Here is a 17,473-nt window from a genome sequence, read left to right as displayed (position 1 = left end):
AACCGCGCAATGTGCTGAACCGAGTGTGGCAGCGTTTGCGTCAGCGCGGGTTATTCCCCGTAGTAGCGGTAGAGTTGGAGTTCTATCTCATCGATCGCCAGCGCGATCCTGAAGGTTATTTGCAACCACCCTGTGCCCCTGGCACTCAGGAGCGTAACACCCAGAGCCAGGTCTATTCGGTAGACAACCTGAATCACTTTGCCGACGTGCTAAGCGAGATTGACGAACTGGCCCGCCTGCAAGGGCTCCCGGCCGACGGAGCGGTAGCGGAAGCGTCACCGGGCCAGTTTGAGGTGAACCTGCATCACACCAATGATGTGTTGCAGGCCTGTGACCATGCCTTGGCGTTGAAACGGCTGATACGCATGGTCGCCGAGAAGCACCATATGCATGCAACCTTTATGGCCAAGCCTTACGAGGAACATGCGGGCAGCGGTATGCATGTGCATATCAGCATGCTCGACAAGCAAGGTAACAACGTCTTTGCCGATGCGGATGGCGAAGACTCCACGCTGTTGAAGCAGGCGCTGGCTGGCATGATCGCCTTGATGCCTGCCTCTATGGCGCTGCTGGCACCCAACGTCAACGCCTACCGCCGCTTCCAGGCGGGGATGTACGTTCCCACCCAGGCATCCTGGGGCCATAACAATCGCACCGTAGCGCTACGTATTCCCTGTGGCGATCGCGACAGCCACCGCGTGGAGTATCGCGTGGCGGGGGCCGATGCCAACCCTTATCTGGTGATGGCAACCATTCTGGCCGGGATTGTCTATGGCCTCGACACTCAGTTACCGTTGCTTGAGCCAGTCACCGGCAACGGGCTGGAGCAAGAGGGGCTGCCGTTCCCGATCCGCCAGAGCGATGCGCTGTATGAGTTCGAACACCAGCCGGTGCTCAATGCGCTGCTTGGCGAACGTTTCAGCCACGTCTATCTGGCCTGTAAGACCGATGAGCTGGAGCAGTTTGAACGGCTGATCACCGAAACCGAAATCGAGTGGATGCTGAAAAACGCCTGACGTCCTCAGCCCGATCCTACCGCGCGCCGGCGCATTCCCGCGGGCTACCTGTGGCCTGGCGAAGCCGTGCGCGACGGTGATGACTTCTTCCAACTTGGCGTACAGGACGCCGGTGAGGAATAACCCAATGACGATAAGTGCCATCGACAATAATGGCGCGGGCAAACCGCAACTGCGCAAGACATTGAAACTGTGGCAAGTGGTGATGATGGGCCTGGCCTATCTGACGCCAATGACGGTGTTTGACACCTTCGGTATCGTTTCTGGCGTGACGGACGGGCACGTTCCGGCATCCTACCTGTTGGCGTTGGCTGGGGTGCTATTTACCGCCATCAGCTATGGCAAGCTGGTGCGCCAGTTCCCGACCTCGGGCTCGGCTTATACCTACGCGCAAAAGGCTATCAACCCGCACGTGGGTTTCCTGGTTGGCTGGTCATCGCTGCTGGATTACCTGTTTTTGCCGATGATCAATACGCTATTGGCCAAAATCTATCTTACGGCCCTGTTCCCAGAGGTCCCACCGTGGATCTGGGTGGTCGGGTTTGTGATCCTGATCACCGCCATCAACCTGAAAAGCGTCAGCCTGGTGGCAAACTTCAACACCCTGTTTGTGGTGGCGCAAGTGGCGATTATCGTGGTGTTTATCTTCCTGGTGGTACGAGGGTTGCACAATGGCGAAGGGGTTGGCCAGGTGTGGAGCCTGCAACCTTTTGTCAGTGAAAATGCCCATCTATTGCCGATCATTACCGGCGCCACCATCCTGTGCTTTTCGTTTCTGGGGTTTGACGCCGTTACTACGCTGTGCGAAGAAACGCCTGATGCCGCCCGTGTGATCCCGCGTGCTATCTTCCTTACCGCACTCTATGGTGGGGTTATCTTCATCACCGTGTCGTTCTTTATTCAGCTGTTCTTCCCGACGCTGGAGCGTTTCAAACAGCCGGATGCGGCACTGCCGGAAATCGCGCTGTATGTGGGCGGCAAGTTGTTCCAGTCAATCTTCCTGTGCATCACCTTTATCAATACCCTGGCTTCTGGCCTGGCTTCCCACGCCAGCGTGTCCAGACTGCTGTATGTGATGGGGCGCGACAATGTGTTCCCGGAAAAATTCTTCGGTTACGTGCATCCTAAATGGCGTACGCCAGCGCTTAACGTGTTGCTGGTGGGTTTGGTGGCGTTATCCGCATTATCCTTTGATTTGGTGACGGCGACCGCTCTGATCAACTTTGGTGCGCTGGTGGCCTTTACCTTCGTCAACCTTTCGGTGATCAGTCACTTCTATATTCGTCAAGGGCGCAACAAGAGTTGGAAAGACCGTTTCCATTACCTGATCTTGCCGCTGGTGGGGGCGCTGACGGTAGGGATCTTGTGGCTGAACCTGGAAAAAAGCTCCTTGACCATGGGGCTGCTGTGGGCGGCGCTTGGGTTTGGTTATCTGGCCTATCTCACCCGTCGTTTCCGCCAGCCACCGCCGCAGTTGGAGCGCCAACCTCAGCAGTAAAGGTATGGGCGCAGTGCTGCGCCCTTTCTTTTTCCCCGGTAGGGCAGTAGAGTAAAAAAACTGTACAAAAATAACTAATTGGATCCTACTCTAATGCCCCCGTTGTCCACTTCCCATAAAGCTACCTTGCTCGGCCTGTTGGCCATTGTGTTATGGAGCAGCGTGGTTGGCCTGATCCGCAGCGTCAGCGAAGGCCTGGGGCCAGTCGGCGGGGCAGCGATGATCTACAGCGTGGGCACGCTGTTTCTGCTGGCCGTGATGGGCATTCCCAAGCTGCGTGAGTTCCGCCGTTCTTATCTGATCCTCGGCAGCCTGCTGTTTGTGCTGTATGAGATCTGCCTCTCGTTGTCACTGGGCTATGCCAGCAATCGCATGCAGGCCATTGAACTGGGGATGATCAACTATCTTTGGCCCTGTTTTACCGTGTTGTTGGCTATCCTGTTTAACGGGCAAAAGGCCAAATGGTGGGTGGTGCCTGGTTTATTACTCTCCCTGTTCGGTATCGGTTGGATCATGAGTGGCAGCGGCGGTTGGTCACCGGCGCAAATGCTGGCCAACGTGCAAAGCAATCCCTTGAGTTACGGGTTAGCATTCAGCGGCGCGGTGATTTGGGCCATCTATTGCAACGTGACCAAGAGGATCGCCCAGGGCAAAAACGCGGTGGTGCTGTTTATCGCTCTGACCGCATTGGCACTGTGGCTGTTCTATCCTTTCAGCAATGAAAGCGGCATGCACTTTAGCCTGCCGGTTGTGCTGGCTTTGCTGTGCGTGGGGACCGCGATGGGGGCTGGCTATGCTGCCTGGAACGTTGGGATCCTGCATGGCAATATGACGCTGCTGGCGACCGTATCTTACTTTACCCCGGTGTTGTCATCGGTGTTTGCCGCCGTGGTACTGAGTACTGCGCTGACCCTCAACTTTTGGCAGGGAGTGATGATGGTGACGCTAGGATCGCTGATTTGCTGGCGGGCCACCCGCGCCGCCTGAGGCCTATTTTTACCTGTGCAGGCGGCAGAATAATGAATTTCGATCTAATCTCAAGGTAAGTATTCTGCCGGAAGGAACGGGAAAATGAGAAAAGATATTCAATTTATTCAGCAGCCAGCGCTGAATGGCCACAGCTTCAGCACCGGTGATATCGTTCGCCTAACCACTGCTAACCTGCCGCATGAGTATCAATTGGATGTGATGATCCTGCGCCGTGATGACAAGCTGATCCATGGCTCGGTAGTCGTGGCCTCGCCGAAAATCGATATCCCGGTCAGCCAATGGGAAATTGCCACGGGTGATGAGGTGGTATTCCGGCAAGAGAACATTGCCAAGGCCGTACCCGGAGCTCGCTGAAAAAACACCCGGTTCGCCATGTAAAGGCACCGCATGCTTCTAAGCCGACATAGCGTCGGCTTTTTTACGCGTTTTTTTAACCCCAGGTTAAAAATTTGTGCCGCATAAAAAGACACCAAAGATCGCCATTTGAACGCTATCGACATGATGAAAATCACATCAAAAATGTTTTTCATTGCAATTTATTTTAAAAAATGAGAACGCAATCGATTACGCAATAGTAAAATGCCCAACTGGATCACAGATTATTACAGTGAGAGCTTTCTATAATGCGCACGGCAACCGGCAATAGGTAACCGTTCGTTTACAGCAGGCGTCGCCAGACTCATCATCATTCTAACGGGCAGGGAATGGCCCACTCAGCATGTGGTAATAAAATGAAGAAAATAGCTCTCGCAGCAGGTGTGCTTCTCTCCGCGTCTTTCAGCCCCGCTACCCTGGCAGCGGAAAGCAAAGACAGCCAGTATCTTTCAGACTGGTGGCATCAGAGTGTCAACGTAGTAGGCAGCTACCATACCCGCTTCGGGCCGCAGCTGAACAATGACGTGTATCTGGAGTATGAAGCCTTTGCCAAGAAAGACTGGCTGGATTTCTATGGCTACGTGGACGTGCCAAAGTTCTTCGGCACCGGTAACACGCCAAACCGTGGCATCTGGGATAAAGGTTCACCGCTGTTTATGGAGATCGAACCACGCTTCTCCATCGATAAACTGACCGGCACCAACCTGGGCTTTGGGCCGTTCAAAGAGTGGTATTTTGCCAACAACTACATTTACGACATGGGGCGTAACGACGCCTCCCGTCAAAGCACCTGGTATATGGGCCTGGGCACCGATATCGAAACCGGTCTACCGATGAGCCTGTCGATGAACATTTATGCCAAATACCAATGGCAGAACTATGGTGCATCCAACGAAAACAGCTGGGACGGCTATCGCTTCAAGGTGAAATATTTTGTGCCGTTGACCGAAATGTGGGGCGGCAACCTGAGCTATATCGGCTTCACCAACTTTGACTTTGATTCCGATCTGGGCAGCGACAACTTCGTGGTGGATGGCCGTCAGGCACGTACCAGCAACTCTATCGCCTCCAGCCACATCTTGGCGCTGAATTACGATCACTGGCATTACTCCTTCGTGGCGCGTTACTTCCATAACGGTGGTCAATGGAATGATGGGGTGGACATCGGTACGCCACAGGGGCCAATCAAGTCTACCGGTTGGGGTTACTACCTGGTTGCCGGTTATAACTTCTGATTTTTCGTGCTATCAGAAACAGGAAACCCCGCGCTGGCGGGGTTTTTTATCACAATCTCAGGTAACTTTCCGCCGGTAAATGTTTAACCGGCATAACCAATTTGCCCTTGATAACGTAGCACTCATTGTCGATCCACTTGAGGATTTGCTCACGGCTGACACCTTCAAATTGTGCATAGCGATAAATATCACCATTGAAGTGCAGCTGGATGTACTCCATCAGCGTCATGTGCATGGTATAACTCCTAAACGGCTAGAAACAGCGGTTTCGCCACGCTGAGTGATTGAGGTTTACAAGGTCTAAATGTAGATTATCATTAACAAAACAGCAACAAAAAGTACTAAGAAGAGCCATGTCGGTAGTAAAAAGGAGTAAAAGAATTCCCGTACAGCACGGCGGGGAATTGATTACTATCATTTATCGATGGCATAAGATGGGTTTTGAGGTGCAACAAAAAAGAGCAGATTTACTCATTTTGTGGCGCATTCAAATTACTGAGGGTTTATTTTTCCGTAAGAAAAATCTACGGTGTCTGTTCGGATATCGTGAGTCGTTTTGAGCGTGAACAATTTTTTGTCTGATAGCCACGATCTATTTTTTAATAACTGACGTGAATGACATGTCGGTCTGCTAGACGGACGCTGCATGCGGTGCCCCTACAGAGCACCGCGAACCTTCACGCGCGGGCGCTGATGTTCTTTTTGAACGTGAGTACCCGGCTGCGGCTGGCGATCAGATCGACCTGGTAACCGCGGAAATACAGACAAAACCGATTCAGGTTGGGCCCATCGTTGCTTTCAACCAATATCCTCCCATCCCCCAGCGAACTCAGGGTACCGGTTTGCACCGCCGGGCCGACCCCAATATGGATCTGGTTGCCGCAAATTTCGAACGCGGTGCGGTATTGTGGATGATACCAGTGCCCCTGAACCTGCTTGAGACAAACCGTTTCACTAGCCACCGGTAGAAAACGGCGTGCAACGTGGCCAACCTCACCTTCTACGGCTTCACCCGTCCACTTAAGGCGCATTGGCTGATGGGCCGAGAGCGAGACCGCATAACCATCTTCACTTTGATACAGCGGTTCGTTGGTGCCCAGATAAGCTACGTTGCCCCCTTTAACCTCCAACCAGTAAGGTTCCGCCCGGGCGGCGTAGATCCCATCTGGGATCGCCGTGCTGCGTTGGGGCAGAGGTTCATTCAGCAGCGCCGCCATCACCTGAAAAATGATGGTAAAGCTGTCACAATCTTCACGGTTGGCAACCAGCAGAGCACCTGCTTGCCGGTCTGGCGCTAGCAGAAAATAGGTCTTATAACCGGCATGAGAACCGCCATGGCCTAGCAGTGTCTGGCTACCAAGCGGCGTTTGCGCCAACCCTAATCCGTAACGGCTGATTTGGCCATGGCTGAGTCGACGCGGAGCACTTAACTGTGTCAGAACGCCTTTGCCAGGGCCACTACTGGCCAGCAGGCATTGCAACCAGCGGGTGAGGGCGTTGGCGCTCCCTGTCAGGCTGCCAGAGGCGGAGAGATGCAAACCGGCGCTGGTCTGCTGCCAACCTTTGGCCGTATGCCAATAACCAGGAGCCAGCCCAGGTACCACATCAAACCAGCTTTCAGGGGCTTGTAGTTGCACGCCCAGAGGGCGAGCCAGGTGCTGCTGTATCAGCGCGTCAAAAGCGTAGCCTTTAGCTTTTAGCGCCGCCTCTACCAGACGGTAGCCGGTATTGGTGTAGGTGATCTCACTGCCCGCCGGGTAGTTAAGCCGGGTTAAACCCTGGATAAACTCCATCACCGGTTGGGCCTCACTGACGGTGTTGACCGAGACGCCAAGCAGCCCCAGCGTTTGCCGAATATCTGGCAGCCCGCTGGTCATGTCCAAAGCCTGGCCTATGGTCACCTCCGCCAGTTGTCCCTGCAATTCGGGCAGTAGATTGCCAAGGCGATCGTCAAGCCGCAGGGCGTTGTCGGTGGCATTCAGCGCCAGTGCGGCAAAAATATGTTTGGTAATGGAGGCATAGCGCACCACGGTATCGGCAGTGAAGGGATCGCGGCGTGCCAGATCGGCCAGCCCCGCACACACTACCGCCTGGGTTTTTCCTTGGTCAAACAGGGTGATAGCCCCACCGGGTTGACCTGCGGTTTGCCAGCCAGCCAACAGTTGAGCGGCCGTTGCCTGTGCGGCGCGCCAGTTTAGCGGGGTGTCAGACATAGTTTCCTCCTGAGATAACGAGCGCCACACATCACTGTGGCCTGGTCTACACGAATGTCTACCACAGCCACGGTGCAGAAGTGGTTGGCGGGTATGGCAAGGGTGGTCTTTCAATCCCTGAGGCCGCGTGCAACGAGTGAGCATGGGATGAAAGTGGCACAATTGTGACGCAAGGCAAAAGTCACGGGCCGCTGTTTTGTGCGCTGTTCAGACCAGTGGTGAACCTTTCCATCAAAATTGCGATGCAGTGCTCAAATCGCCATGGAAGGGCGTGAAATACAGGGAGGGATAAGGTGAGGGTAAGGGCGACTCCGGCGCGATGGTGGCACCGGAGTTAGGACGGGTTAGCGTTGCTGCTCACCCCAGGCCAGCATGCTTTCTATCATCTGCTGCAACAGCCGTTGTAAAGGCGCAGCACGGGCGGCATCAAATTCGAATGTCTGCTCGGACATATAGTTCACTTGTGCTAACTCCAACTGCACCGCATGCTGGTTTTTCTGCGGTTGACCATAGGCACGGGTAATGTAGCCCCCTTTAAAGCGCCCGTTGAGCACGTGGTTGAACTGCTGCTGTTGCTGACAGCAGGTGACCAGCCTGTCACTCAGTGAAGCTGGGCAACTTTCACCCCCGTTGGTGCCCAGATTGAGATCGGGCAGCTTGCCGTCGAACAGGCGTGGGATCACGGAGGCTATCGAGTGGGCATCAAACAGTAAGGCATAACCGTGTTGGGCTTTTAGCCGCGCTAGCTCGGTTTGTAATTGCTGATGGTAGGGTTGCCAAATGTTCTGCAGGTATCCGGCGCGTTCGTCGTCTGAAGGGGCGGCATTCGGCAGAAAACTGGGGCGGCCATCGAACAACACATCCGGGAACAGACCGGTAGTGGCGGTGGTGTAGAGCGGTTTGTCATCTGCTGGGCGGTTGAGGTCGATCACCAGGCGCGAATAGTTTCCCACCAGGATGCTGGCACCCATGGCGCGGGCAAAATCATATAGCCTTGGGATATGCCAATCGGTGTCCTGTAGGGGGCGGGCCTCATCGGTTAGCCCTGTCTCAACCGCTGGCGTCAAGCGGGTACCGGCATGGGGGATACTGATCAACAGCGGCAGATGGCCGCTCTGGAACTCGAAAGGATCGCGAATTATCATTAACGGACTTCTCCTCGGAAAATCACCGTGCAGGGCAGTTGTCCGCCCAACCAGTAAGCCAGCTCTGCCGGGCGTGCCAGCGGCCAGTGAACGAAATCAGCCACTTTGCCCACTTCCAACGAGCCATGAGTTTCTTGCAGGCCCAAAGCCTTGGCGGCATGCAGCGTTACGCCTGCCAGCGCTTCTTCCGGCGTAAGACGGAACAGGGTGCAGGCCATGTTAATCATCAGACGCAGCGAGAGTGCGGGTGAGGTGCCAGGGTTGGCATCGCTGGCAATGGCCATAGCCACGCCGTGTTTGCGGAACAGTTCAACCGGTGGGCACTGCGTTTCGCGCAACAGGTAGTAGGCACCAGGCAACAGCACCGCCACGGTACCGGCTGCCGCCATCGCTATCGCGTCTTGTTCGGTGGCATATTCCAGATGATCGGCGGAAAGGGCATGATGCCGAGCCGCCAATGCGCTACCGCCGAGCGCCGAAAGCTGCTCTGCGTGCAGTTTCACCGGTAGGCCAGCTTGCTCTGCGGCAGCGAAAACCCTCTCAACCTGCTCAGGGGAGAAGGCCAAATGTTCGCAAAACGCATCGACTGCATCGGCCAGGCCTGCGGCTGCGGCTTCAGGAATGATGGTATTGCACACCAGGTCTATATAGTCGTCGCTGCGTCCCGCATACTCCGGTGGCAGGGCATGAGCGGCCAGGCAGGTGGTTTTCACTTCGACCGGTAATATTTCTGCCAGGCGACGCGCCACGCGTAACATTTTCAGTTCGCTTGCCAGCGTTAAGCCGTAGCCAGATTTGATTTCTATGCAGGTGACACCCTCTGCCAGCAAAGGCCGCAGGCGGAACAGTGCTTGTTCCAACAACACTTCTTCTTCTGAATCGCGCGTGGCTTTGACCGTGGAGATAATGCCCCCCCCCTGAGCGGCAATCTCTGCGTAGCTCACCCCGTTCAAACGTTGTTCAAACTCACCGCTGCGGTTGCCGCCAAACACCAGATGGGTATGACAATCCACCAGGCCGGGGGTGATGATGCCACCGTCAAGCTTCACCGTTTTGGTCGCGGCCAAGGTTGGCAGGGTGGCATGTTCACCCATCCAGACAATCTTGCCTGCGCGCACGGCGATCGCACCGTTGCTGATGATGTGATACTTGCCGTCACGCATGGTGACGATATCGGCCCCGTGCCACAGGCTGTCGCAGTGGATCTCAGACGTCATGGTGTTCCCGCTCCCACATGGTTGTATATACAATTAAAAACAACCTAGCGCATTCGTCGGGCTGCGACAAGAGAGGGGATAAAAATTTGTTACTGAGATGTGATGAAACGCGAAAAAGGCAGGGTATAACGTCACCGGGTTCGACCGTAGGGGCGCTACATGCTGCGCCCACTTGGTAGCACGCTCGGTCTAACTCAAACCTGATTGGTAAAACGGCCAAACAGCTGATAGCGGCTGCCTGGATAGAGCAGGCGTGCGGAGGTCACCACCATTTTGCCAGACCAGGTGCGACGATGGATCAGCAGACCCGGCTCATGATCTTCCAATTGCAGCAGTTCGCGCTCATGCTTGGTTGGCACTACGGCTTCGACAATATGTTCACCCGCGGTCAGCGGAGCGGACTGGGTCAGGTAAATATAGGGTGTGACCCGATCGAAATCCTGCTTCATATAATCGGGGGCTGCCAGCGGGTTGACGCAGCGATCTTCCACCTGTACCGGTACATCATTCTCATAATGCACAATCTGCGAGTAGAACAACTGCTGGCCCGGCAGGATCCCCAATGCTGTCGCCTCTTCTGCGCTGGCCGGGCGGGCGGTCAACTGCAAAATTTTACTGCTGTGGCGGTGCCCACGGGCAGCGATCTCATCGGCGATATTATGCACCTCCAGCAACGCGGTGTGCGCTTTGGCCTCGGCCACGAAGGTGCCAACGCCCTGCATGCGGATCAAAAAGCCTTCGCTGGTCAATTCGCGCAAGGCCCGGTTGATGGTCATGCGGCTGACGCCCAGCTCGCTGACCAGTTCACTTTCCGAGGGCACGCGTTGGTGTGGTTGCCAGTGGCCCGCACGGATTTGGCTTACGATGGCCTGTTTGACCCGTTGATAGATCGGGGCGGGGGTTTCGCTCATTGCTGCAGCCAACTGCAACACGGTCTGTTGATCTACCACGACGTTAACCTCGTCAAATAAAAAAATAATAACACCAGTTTACTGTTGATGTTGAAGATGTGTATATGTATATACAAGTAAGCGTCCGTTCACCAGATGAATGAAACTGGTTTACAAATTTTTTACCTGCTCGGCGTAACTGTCGTGCGTCCTTAGCCGTTACACCTACTTTGGAATACTGCTATGCCTGCTTATTTTGCCTCTCGCGCACTGCTTCCGACCGGTTGGGCCCATAACGTACGGCTCGAAGTCGATGCTCACGGCCAATTGGCCCAAGTGACCACCAATGCTGACTCAGACGGTTGCCTGCGCCTGCACGGCGACGTGGTGCCGGGCATGCCTAACCTGCACTCTCATGCCTTCCAGCGCGCGATGGCCGGGCTGGCAGAGGTAGCGGGCAACCCACAAGACAGCTTCTGGACCTGGCGCGATCTGATGTATCGCCTGGTTCAGCGCTTAACCCCGGAGCAGGTTGGGGTTATCGCCCGTCAACTGTATATCGAAATGCTCAAGGGCGGCTACACCCAGGTTGCGGAGTTCCATTACCTGCATCACACGCCGGAAGGAAAAGTCTATGCCGACCGGGGCGAAATGACCGGGCGCCTCAGCGAGGCAGCACTTCAGGCAGGCATTGGCATGACGCTATTGCCGGTACTCTACAGCTATGCCGGCTTTGGTGCCCAGCCTGCTCAAGCGGGGCAACGGCGCTTTATTCAGAATGCGGAGAGCTACCTCGAACAGCAACAGGTCATAGCTCGTCAACTTGCTGGTCAGCCATTGCAGAATCAGGGATTATGTTTCCATTCCCTGCGGGCGGTTGAGCTGGGGCAGATGCAGCAGATCCTGGCGGCCTCTGACCAGACCTTGCCGGTACATATTCATATCGCCGAGCAGCAAAAAGAGGTTAATGACTGCCTGGCCTGGAGTGGTCAACGCCCGGTGGCCTGGCTATATGAGCATTTACCGGTGGATAGCCGCTGGTGTCTGGTGCATGCCACTCATCTGGATCGTGAAGAGCTTGAGCAACTGGCGCGCAGCAAAGCGGTAGCCGGATTATGCCCGACGACCGAGGCCAACCTGGGTGACGGCATTTTCCCAGGCGACAGTTATCTGCATCACCAGGGACGCTGGGGGATCGGCTCGGACAGCCACGTTTCCTTGAACGTCGTGGAGGAGTTACGCTGGTTTGAATATGGGCAGAGGCTGCGAGATCAGCGCCGTAATCGCCTGACCACGCCAGAGCAGCCCGCCGTAGCAGATGTGCTTTATCAGCAGGCATTACAGGGAGGCGCTCAGGCCTGTGGTACGGCAATTGGCAAGCTGGCAGTTGGCTACCGCGCGGACTGGTTGGTGCTGGATGGTGATGACCCTTATCTGGCATCTGCGCCCGATGCTTCCATCCTCAATCGTTGGCTGTTTGCCGGGGGTAAAGAGCAGATCCGCGATGTGTTTGTTGCCGGTCGACAGGTGATTGAGCAGGGGCGCCACGCGTTGCAACAGCAAAGCAGCGCTGAGTTCCTCCAGGTGTTGAAAACGTTCCAACAGGAGGCGTGATGAAACTGAACCGTTTCGATTTTGCCGATCTGCCGGTCAGCCCGTGGCGTAATGGCGGCGGTGAAACTCGTGAAATTACTTGCCAACCGCCGGGCAACGCCGAATTCGGCTGGCGCGCCAGCATTGCCACCATCGCGCAGGATGGGCCTTTCTCGGCCTTTAACGGCATTGACCGTTCCATCACTTTGCTCGAAGGCGATGGCGTGCATTTGTACAGCGAAGGCTTGGTCGATCACCCGTTACAGCGCATCGGGGAGCCGTTTGCCTTTTCCGGGGATGTGGCGCTAGAGGCCAGATTATTAGGCGGAAGCAGCCAGGACTTCAATATCATGACACGGCGTGGCCACTACCAGGCGCAAGTGCAACGCATCGTCGAGACCATCGGGCTATCGTTACAACATGCCGGTGTGTTGTATGTGCTGCGTGGGGAATGGCAGTTGCCAGACGGTAGCTTGCTGGCCGCACGCCAGGGTTGCTGGTGGCTCCCAGGGGATGGCCCGCTGCGGCTGGTGGCACAGGGCAATGACGCTCAGGCCTTATGGGCCGATATCGTGCCTGCCACGCTGCTGTAGGGTGCCGCATGCCGCGCCCGCGTATTTCCTTGTCACCAATCTGGACTATTCCGATTACTCAGCCAAGGCTGACGTGAGAATATAGCACCAAGAGAGGCCGGGCTTGCATACCTTGGGCTCTTACAGGATCGCCAACCACTTCGGTTGGCGATTCACTTTCCGTCTTTCAGCATGTTGATCGCCGCACCGATCAGGATGCGTTGTTCGATATCATGGCTTGCCGCCAGATGCTGCGCCAACTGCCTGGACAGGCTCTCCACCGACAATTCCTCGCCGCGATGACGCAATTGCATCACGCTGTCGCCAATCAATCGGGCAACCTCATCCCATACTGGTTTGATCTCCTGTTCCGAGAACTTCATCGCTAACCTCGGCTGGGTGATTTTTGCTCAATGTAGCAGTTGCCAACGGGCTGCGCCACCCGTCAGCCTAGTGAGAAAATAAAACCGGAAGTATAAAAATTATCCCATCAGTGTTTCTTCTGGTTTTTATATTCAATACTGTTTTTGTCAAATCAACGAGGGGATGCAACCATGAAACTGGTCGAACAATTAGCGGCTTATTATCAACTTAGCCGACATGCCGAAGTGAAGAATTGCTGGTGCCGTTGGTGGTTACCGCAGGGGGAGGCCCGGATCGCCTATTTGCGTGAACTGCTGGAGCCGGTGGCTAAAGCGCCTGCTGCCCGAGCGGGAGAGGCGGCTAACAAAACGCAGGATTAACCGAAGACGATAGCCGCCCAGCGCAGTAACAGCAGGGCCAGACAGATCAGCACCAGGATCACAAACATTTTCCAGTGTTTGGTACGCATACGCTTGGTTGGCAATTCGGGGTTCCTTATTTTCCTTTAGACGCAGAGATACCAAATAACCAGACCGATAAGGGTGATGGCTATAAAGGTGATGATTTTCAGTAAATCACTGAAGGTGTCATCGGGATCTTGCTCTGCCTGGTTCATTTTACTACCCTGGCAGGTTGACTGCCATTGAATACGTCTTGAACCACAGTATGAATGCTGCACTGCGATACGCACAGAACTTTACCGTAAAGTCAGGTAAAAAACAGGGACTGCGAGCCGGTGCGGCAACGTGATGGATGCAGACGTGAGGGAATACGGTGTAATATTGCCTGAGCACCTGTGACTCAATCAACAAAGGTAAAGCAATGGCCATTCCTGAAAAGTATGAAAATGTAGAACGTTGGGCGTTTGGTGATACCGAACAGCAGGCGGATGAATTGGTGAAGCTGGTGCTGGATGGCGTCAAGACCGCCACCTGCTCCAATCTGGATGGCGAAGGTATTCCCCAGCCTGGCGATGTCTTTGTGGTGGTGGACGGCAAGAATGAGCCGGTATGTGCCATTGAGCTGACGACGGTGGATATGAGTACCTATGAGCAGGTGGATGCGGCTCATGCCCTGGCGGAAGGCGAAGGCGACCGCTCGCTGGATTACTGGCGCAAAGAGCACAAACGCTTTTTCGAAGAGTATGAACTGTTCTCACCGGACATGACGCTGGTGTTGATGCACTTCAAGGTTATCGAAAAGTTCTGAGTGATGTCACAGTCTGATGTGCCCTACGAGTGCCAATGGGCGACGCCAGGGCTGGCTGCCGATCTGATTGTCGGGCGCGCCACGTTGGTGGATGATGCCAACTGGGTGCAGAGCGGGGCGGCCAGTCGGGCGGAATATGTCGAGTGGGCCAACCACGTATGCGGCATGGCCTGCCTGAAGATGGTGCTGATGCACCGGGACGGAACGGCACCGCCATTGCTGGAGCTGGCACGCCGCAGCTTGCCTTATGGGGCCTATGTGCGTGACGGCGAACGGATCAAGGGGTTGATTTATGCGCCCTTTGTGGTGTTTGTGCGTGAACAGTTTGCGCTAACGGCAGAGGTGCGAGTCGATCTCGATGAACATCAGTTGCTGCGGCTGCTGGAACAACACCGCTATTTTATCGCCTCGGTGCACCCAAGTATCCGGCAACCAGTGGTACAACCGCCATCGCGGGGTGGGCATCTGGTGTTGGTGTTCGCCGCCGATCGGCATAGCGTCACCTTTCATAATCCTTCCGGTACTAGCCCCGCCAGCCGTCAGAAGGTGACAATGTCACTGTCAGATTTCGGCCGTTTCTTTGCCGGGCGCGGTATCGCCATCACATAACACCACGTGCCGTGCCCAATGGGAACACGGCGCGTCCTTCCTCCTGAACCGCTCTACTCCAGCCGCATCACCCAGGCATCCGCATGTCGATCGTAATGGTGTTTGTACAGCAGTGATTGTTGGCCATCCAGCATGGCCGGGATACTGGTGTGCTCGTCCCAACCGTCCAGCTGCATGCACAGGTCGGGGTCTGATTTGCAGGGGATCGCCAGGGTGACTTTCCCTTCGGCGTGTTCAGATGCTGGCGTTAAATGCGCGTCATCAACCTCGAAGCTGCCTATTTTCACGACGGTTTTGCCCATTGGAACTCCTTGCTGAAGCTAGTGGTATGAGGTGTGACCAGTTGCGACCACCCAATAAGCATAGACAAAGGGGCGCAAAAGTCACAAAAAAAGTAGCCATCGGCCCGTTGGACGCCGCTCGTGGCACTCAACCCAACCGTCAACAGTTCCTTAGTTGCCACGATAAATATTAACGTTCCTCACTATCTCACCTCGCAGCCATTTTAAAGTCGAGTTATGACGTTATTTGCTAGAGTAAAATTTGTTAATAATTTGAAAAACGGTTTTTTATTCTTATTTGATTTAAAGTAGATAAATTCCGCTTAAGCTAAATTTATTAATCTATATTTAACTTCGATAGCCTGTGTCATCAGTTTGTTAACGTCAGGGTTCCCTTGCAAAAAAACAGAACCCGGCTTGAGCGTCATCTTTGGCAGTTTTTGGCAGTGCGTGAGTCCACCAGAGAATTTCCATACGCAACCTGGTTGCATGAATACACATCGGTGTAAGTTGTTATTGGGAGTTATCATGGGCGAAAAAAAGAGTTTATTACTGGCCTTGCTGGCTGCTGCAACCTTGGCGTTGACCTCCGGTGTGCAGGCTGCGGGGACCTTGACAGGGCAAGTCGGCATTCAACTGACGATCGGTAGCGGCTGTACCGTGGGTAATGGTGGCGCGACCGGTGGTACCAACCAATGGGGGACCTTGAACTTTGGTAGTTACTCCGATCTGACCAGCGTAATCAACGGTACGGTGTTTGGTGCCAATGGCTCCAGCGCGGTCACCATCACCTGCAGCACCGGTCTTAGCCCGACGCTGTCGCTCAATGGCGGTCTGGCGGCAACGGGCGCGCTGCGTGCCATGAGTTCCGGCGGTGACACCATTCCTTATCGTCTCTATTCTGATAGTGCGCGTACCACGGAAATCGCCATTAATACGCCGATTGCCTTAACGACGGGCACGACCGCACAAAACATCCCGATTTATGGCCGCGTATTACCTGGCGACCAACTCAGTACCACACCAACCGCAGGGACTTACAACGATACCGTAGTCGCCACGCTTTCCTGGTAAGGCTGTTATTGCGCCGGGGGCGAGTCTGCTCCTGGCCGGTTTTTTATACGGGAAGGAATGCGCATGGGGATCAGGGTATTGCTGCTGTTGCCAGCGATCTTGTCGCAGTCTTTGCTGCTCCACATTCCCTTAGGTCAGGCGGCGACGATCGGCATTGCGGCCACGTTGCTGCCCGCCTGTGAAGCGGGAACGACGACGTCTGGCAACACCAGCTTTGGCACGATGAATTTTGGTAGTTTTGCCGCTCTGAGCAATGTGATCAACGCGACTAGCGCCCAGTTGGCGGGCTCAATCCGTGTCAAATGCGTCAGTGGGCTGAGTTATAAAATCTTGCTGGATGGAGGCAGCAGCGGCGTGGTCACGAATCGCAAAATGGTGAATACCACCAACAGTTCGGCTAGCGTGTTCTACAACCTTTACACCAACCAACCTGGGGGGACGATTTGGGATAACACCACCGGGCTGAGTGACACCGGCAACGGTGCCGATCAATGGCACACCGTCTATGGCCGCGTTCCTGCGCAAACTACGCCGGCCGCCGGTGTTTATCTGGATACGGTGAATGTCACCGTGTCCTGGTAGCGGGGGCCATTGATGCGCTATGTCCTCTTGATCCTGCTGCCATTGATGATGTGCGGGGCGCTACGTGCCGCCACGCCAACCACCACGACCTTTACCGTAAAGGCAACTCTGACCAACGGCTGTGCTTTTGGCAGCTCGCTTTCCAGCCCCACTTCCAACCTCGGCACCATCAATTTCGGCACCATGACGACCATTGCCAGTAATGTCGATACCGTGAGCACGGCGGGTGCGGGTTCGGTAGTGGTGACCTGTACCCCGGGAGCGACGGTCACCATTGCCATGGATTACGGCATCCACGGGGGCAACTCCACCCGGCGTTTTATGCAAAACAGCGCCAATAGCGACACGCTGGGTTATCAGCTGTTTCGCGATGCCAACCGTAGTCAGGTCTGGGGCAATGGCGCATTGGCAATGTCTGTCCCCAGCTTTCCCAGTACCACACAAACCTACCCGGTTTATGCCCGTTTATACGCCGTGACCACACTGCCTTCGGCAGGCACTTATACCGATACGGTCACCGTAACATTAACTTATTGAATCATCAGGATATGAGCCATGTCGACCTTGTTTAGCCGTATTATCAGCGCCGCATTACTGAGTTACACAATGTG

General features: G+C 55.0%; 21 protein-coding genes. 13 read left to right on the top strand and 8 right to left on the bottom strand.

Annotated elements, in window-relative coordinates; translation table 11 throughout:
• From ACLQ7H_RS09825 to ACLQ7H_RS09805, 5 genes are all read left to right on the top strand, one after another.
• On the top strand, positions 1–1,016 hold a 1,016-nt coding region (locus ACLQ7H_RS09825; protein WP_411752497.1), incomplete at its 5' end, for a glutamine synthetase family protein.
• A gap of 127 nt (positions 1,017–1,143) precedes the next feature.
• A complete protein-coding gene (locus ACLQ7H_RS09820; protein WP_411752496.1) occupies positions 1,144–2,514 on the top strand; it encodes an APC family permease in 1,371 nt (456 codons plus the stop codon).
• A gap of 93 nt (positions 2,515–2,607) precedes the next feature.
• Entirely contained in the window at positions 2,608–3,501 is an 894-nt protein-coding gene (yddG, locus tag ACLQ7H_RS09815) for an aromatic amino acid DMT transporter YddG (protein WP_411752495.1), read from the top strand.
• 84 nt (positions 3,502–3,585) lie between these two features.
• Positions 3,586–3,858 carry a hypothetical protein gene (locus ACLQ7H_RS09810; protein ID WP_024529966.1) on the top strand — a complete coding sequence of 91 codons (273 nt, stop codon included), beginning with the start codon at positions 3,586–3,588 and terminating at the stop codon, positions 3,856–3,858.
• Positions 3,859–4,235: 377 nt separating this feature from the next.
• The gene (locus ACLQ7H_RS09805) at positions 4,236–5,114 is read left to right on the top strand and encodes a nucleoside-specific channel-forming protein Tsx (RefSeq protein WP_411752494.1); all 879 of its coding nucleotides are present in this window, start codon (positions 4,236–4,238) and stop codon (positions 5,112–5,114) included.
• A 49-nt stretch (positions 5,115–5,163) separates the two neighbouring features.
• On the opposite strand, the gene ACLQ7H_RS09800 is transcribed toward ACLQ7H_RS09805, so the two are convergent.
• The 5 genes from ACLQ7H_RS09800 to hutC all read right to left on the bottom strand — a co-directional run bounded on the left by ACLQ7H_RS09800 (position 5,164) and on the right by hutC (position 10,639).
• Positions 5,164–5,349: a hypothetical protein gene (locus ACLQ7H_RS09800; protein WP_411752493.1), complete on the bottom strand. Its 186-nt coding sequence runs from the start codon at positions 5,347–5,349 to the stop codon at positions 5,164–5,166.
• A 442-nt stretch (positions 5,350–5,791) separates the two neighbouring features.
• Positions 5,792–7,327: a serine hydrolase domain-containing protein gene (locus tag ACLQ7H_RS09795; RefSeq protein ID WP_411752492.1), complete on the bottom strand. Its 1,536-nt coding sequence runs from the start codon at positions 7,325–7,327 to the stop codon at positions 5,792–5,794.
• 344 nt (positions 7,328–7,671) lie between these two features.
• On the bottom strand, positions 7,672–8,472 hold the full coding sequence (gene hutG / locus ACLQ7H_RS09790; RefSeq protein WP_411752491.1) for an N-formylglutamate deformylase: 801 nt from the start codon (positions 8,470–8,472) through the stop codon (positions 7,672–7,674).
• Positions 8,472–9,689, bottom strand: a complete 1,218-nt coding sequence (gene hutI / locus ACLQ7H_RS09785) for an imidazolonepropionase (RefSeq protein ID WP_411752490.1) — start codon at positions 9,687–9,689, stop codon at positions 8,472–8,474. Before hutI ends, hutG begins: the two co-directional genes overlap by 1 nt.
• 194 nt (positions 9,690–9,883) lie before the next feature.
• Complete coding sequence (gene hutC, locus ACLQ7H_RS09780; protein ID WP_411752489.1) at positions 9,884–10,639, bottom strand: histidine utilization repressor; 756 nt, start codon at positions 10,637–10,639, stop codon at positions 9,884–9,886.
• Positions 10,640–10,822: 183 nt separating this feature from the next.
• Between hutC and ACLQ7H_RS09775 the strand changes: the two genes are divergently transcribed.
• Complete coding sequence (locus tag ACLQ7H_RS09775; RefSeq protein WP_411752488.1) at positions 10,823–12,193, top strand: formimidoylglutamate deiminase; 1,371 nt, start codon at positions 10,823–10,825, stop codon at positions 12,191–12,193.
• Positions 12,193–12,765, top strand: coding sequence for a HutD family protein (locus ACLQ7H_RS09770; RefSeq protein WP_411752487.1), 573 nt, complete (start codon positions 12,193–12,195; stop codon positions 12,763–12,765). Before ACLQ7H_RS09775 ends, ACLQ7H_RS09770 begins: the two co-directional genes overlap by 1 nt.
• 152 nt (positions 12,766–12,917) lie before the next feature.
• Here ACLQ7H_RS09770 and ACLQ7H_RS09765 read toward each other — a convergent pair whose 3' ends face one another.
• Complete coding sequence (locus ACLQ7H_RS09765; protein ID WP_411752486.1) at positions 12,918–13,127, bottom strand: hypothetical protein; 210 nt, start codon at positions 13,125–13,127, stop codon at positions 12,918–12,920.
• 171 nt (positions 13,128–13,298) lie between these two features.
• Here ACLQ7H_RS09765 and ACLQ7H_RS09760 point away from each other — a divergent pair, with 171 nt between their 5' ends.
• Entirely contained in the window at positions 13,299–13,487 is a 189-nt protein-coding gene (locus ACLQ7H_RS09760; protein WP_411752485.1) for a hypothetical protein, read from the top strand.
• Here ACLQ7H_RS09760 and yniD read toward each other — a convergent pair.
• Positions 13,484–13,591, bottom strand: a complete 108-nt coding sequence (gene yniD / locus ACLQ7H_RS09755; protein ID WP_223499378.1) for a small membrane protein YniD — start codon at positions 13,589–13,591, stop codon at positions 13,484–13,486. The genes ACLQ7H_RS09760 and yniD overlap by 4 nt on opposite strands.
• A 338-nt stretch (positions 13,592–13,929) precedes the next feature.
• Here yniD and ACLQ7H_RS09750 point away from each other — a divergent pair, with 338 nt between their 5' ends.
• Positions 13,930–14,316 carry an ASCH domain-containing protein gene (locus ACLQ7H_RS09750; protein WP_021178228.1) on the top strand — a complete coding sequence of 129 codons (387 nt, stop codon included), beginning with the start codon at positions 13,930–13,932 and terminating at the stop codon, positions 14,314–14,316.
• Between the two features lie 3 nt (positions 14,317–14,319).
• Positions 14,320–14,925, top strand: coding sequence for a hypothetical protein (locus ACLQ7H_RS09745; RefSeq protein ID WP_411752484.1), 606 nt, complete (start codon positions 14,320–14,322; stop codon positions 14,923–14,925).
• Positions 14,926–14,978: 53 nt separating this feature from the next.
• Here the strand turns inward: ACLQ7H_RS09745 and ACLQ7H_RS09740 are convergent, their stop codons facing one another.
• The gene (locus tag ACLQ7H_RS09740; RefSeq protein ID WP_411752483.1) at positions 14,979–15,227 is read right to left on the bottom strand and encodes a DUF1480 family protein; all 249 of its coding nucleotides are present in this window, start codon (positions 15,225–15,227) and stop codon (positions 14,979–14,981) included.
• Positions 15,228–15,734: 507 nt separating this feature from the next.
• On the opposite strand from ACLQ7H_RS09740, the gene ACLQ7H_RS09735 reads away from it, so the two are divergent.
• From ACLQ7H_RS09735 to ACLQ7H_RS09725, 3 genes are all read left to right on the top strand, one after another.
• Positions 15,735–16,280 carry a spore coat U domain-containing protein gene (locus ACLQ7H_RS09735; RefSeq protein ID WP_411752482.1) on the top strand — a complete coding sequence of 182 codons (546 nt, stop codon included), beginning with the start codon at positions 15,735–15,737 and terminating at the stop codon, positions 16,278–16,280.
• A gap of 63 nt (positions 16,281–16,343) precedes the next feature.
• Positions 16,344–16,862 carry a spore coat U domain-containing protein gene (locus ACLQ7H_RS09730; protein WP_411752481.1) on the top strand — a complete coding sequence of 173 codons (519 nt, stop codon included), beginning with the start codon at positions 16,344–16,346 and terminating at the stop codon, positions 16,860–16,862.
• 12 nt (positions 16,863–16,874) lie between these two features.
• Positions 16,875–17,399: a spore coat U domain-containing protein gene (locus ACLQ7H_RS09725; RefSeq protein WP_411752480.1), complete on the top strand. Its 525-nt coding sequence runs from the start codon at positions 16,875–16,877 to the stop codon at positions 17,397–17,399.
• Positions 17,400–17,473 lie beyond the last annotated feature (74 nt).

The sequence above is a fragment of the Serratia sp. (in: enterobacteria) genome, assembly GCF_046715635.1.
In the GTDB taxonomy this organism is placed as follows: Bacteria; Pseudomonadota; Gammaproteobacteria; order Enterobacterales; family Enterobacteriaceae; genus Chania.
This window is presented reverse-complemented; position numbering and strand designations above follow the sequence as displayed.

Bases quoted from the DNA above. Each gene is read 5' to 3' on its own strand.
- ACLQ7H_RS09820 (WP_411752496.1), top strand. From the start codon at position 1,144: ATGACGATAAGTGCCATCGACAATAATGGCGCGGGCAAACCGCAACTG.
- yddG (WP_411752495.1), top strand. From the start codon at position 2,608: ATGCCCCCGTTGTCCACTTCCCATAAAGCTACCTTGCTCGGCCTGTTG.
- ACLQ7H_RS09810 (WP_024529966.1), top strand. From the start codon at position 3,586: ATGAGAAAAGATATTCAATTTATTCAGCAGCCAGCGCTGAATGGCCAC.
- ACLQ7H_RS09805 (WP_411752494.1), top strand. From the start codon at position 4,236: ATGAAGAAAATAGCTCTCGCAGCAGGTGTGCTTCTCTCCGCGTCTTTC.
- ACLQ7H_RS09800 (WP_411752493.1), bottom strand. From the start codon at position 5,349: ATGCACATGACGCTGATGGAGTACATCCAGCTGCACTTCAATGGTGAT.
- ACLQ7H_RS09795 (WP_411752492.1), bottom strand. From the start codon at position 7,327: ATGTCTGACACCCCGCTAAACTGGCGCGCCGCACAGGCAACGGCCGCT.
- hutG (WP_411752491.1), bottom strand. From the start codon at position 8,472: ATGATAATTCGCGATCCTTTCGAGTTCCAGAGCGGCCATCTGCCGCTG.
- hutI (WP_411752490.1), bottom strand. From the start codon at position 9,689: ATGACGTCTGAGATCCACTGCGACAGCCTGTGGCACGGGGCCGATATC.
- ACLQ7H_RS09775 (WP_411752488.1), top strand. From the start codon at position 10,823: ATGCCTGCTTATTTTGCCTCTCGCGCACTGCTTCCGACCGGTTGGGCC.
- ACLQ7H_RS09770 (WP_411752487.1), top strand. From the start codon at position 12,193: ATGAAACTGAACCGTTTCGATTTTGCCGATCTGCCGGTCAGCCCGTGG.
- ACLQ7H_RS09765 (WP_411752486.1), bottom strand. From the start codon at position 13,127: ATGAAGTTCTCGGAACAGGAGATCAAACCAGTATGGGATGAGGTTGCC.
- ACLQ7H_RS09760 (WP_411752485.1), top strand. From the start codon at position 13,299: ATGAAACTGGTCGAACAATTAGCGGCTTATTATCAACTTAGCCGACAT.
- ACLQ7H_RS09750 (WP_021178228.1), top strand. From the start codon at position 13,930: ATGGCCATTCCTGAAAAGTATGAAAATGTAGAACGTTGGGCGTTTGGT.
- ACLQ7H_RS09745 (WP_411752484.1), top strand. From the start codon at position 14,320: ATGTCACAGTCTGATGTGCCCTACGAGTGCCAATGGGCGACGCCAGGG.
- ACLQ7H_RS09740 (WP_411752483.1), bottom strand. From the start codon at position 15,227: ATGGGCAAAACCGTCGTGAAAATAGGCAGCTTCGAGGTTGATGACGCG.
- ACLQ7H_RS09735 (WP_411752482.1), top strand. From the start codon at position 15,735: ATGGGCGAAAAAAAGAGTTTATTACTGGCCTTGCTGGCTGCTGCAACC.
- ACLQ7H_RS09730 (WP_411752481.1), top strand. From the start codon at position 16,344: ATGGGGATCAGGGTATTGCTGCTGTTGCCAGCGATCTTGTCGCAGTCT.
- ACLQ7H_RS09725 (WP_411752480.1), top strand. From the start codon at position 16,875: ATGCGCTATGTCCTCTTGATCCTGCTGCCATTGATGATGTGCGGGGCG.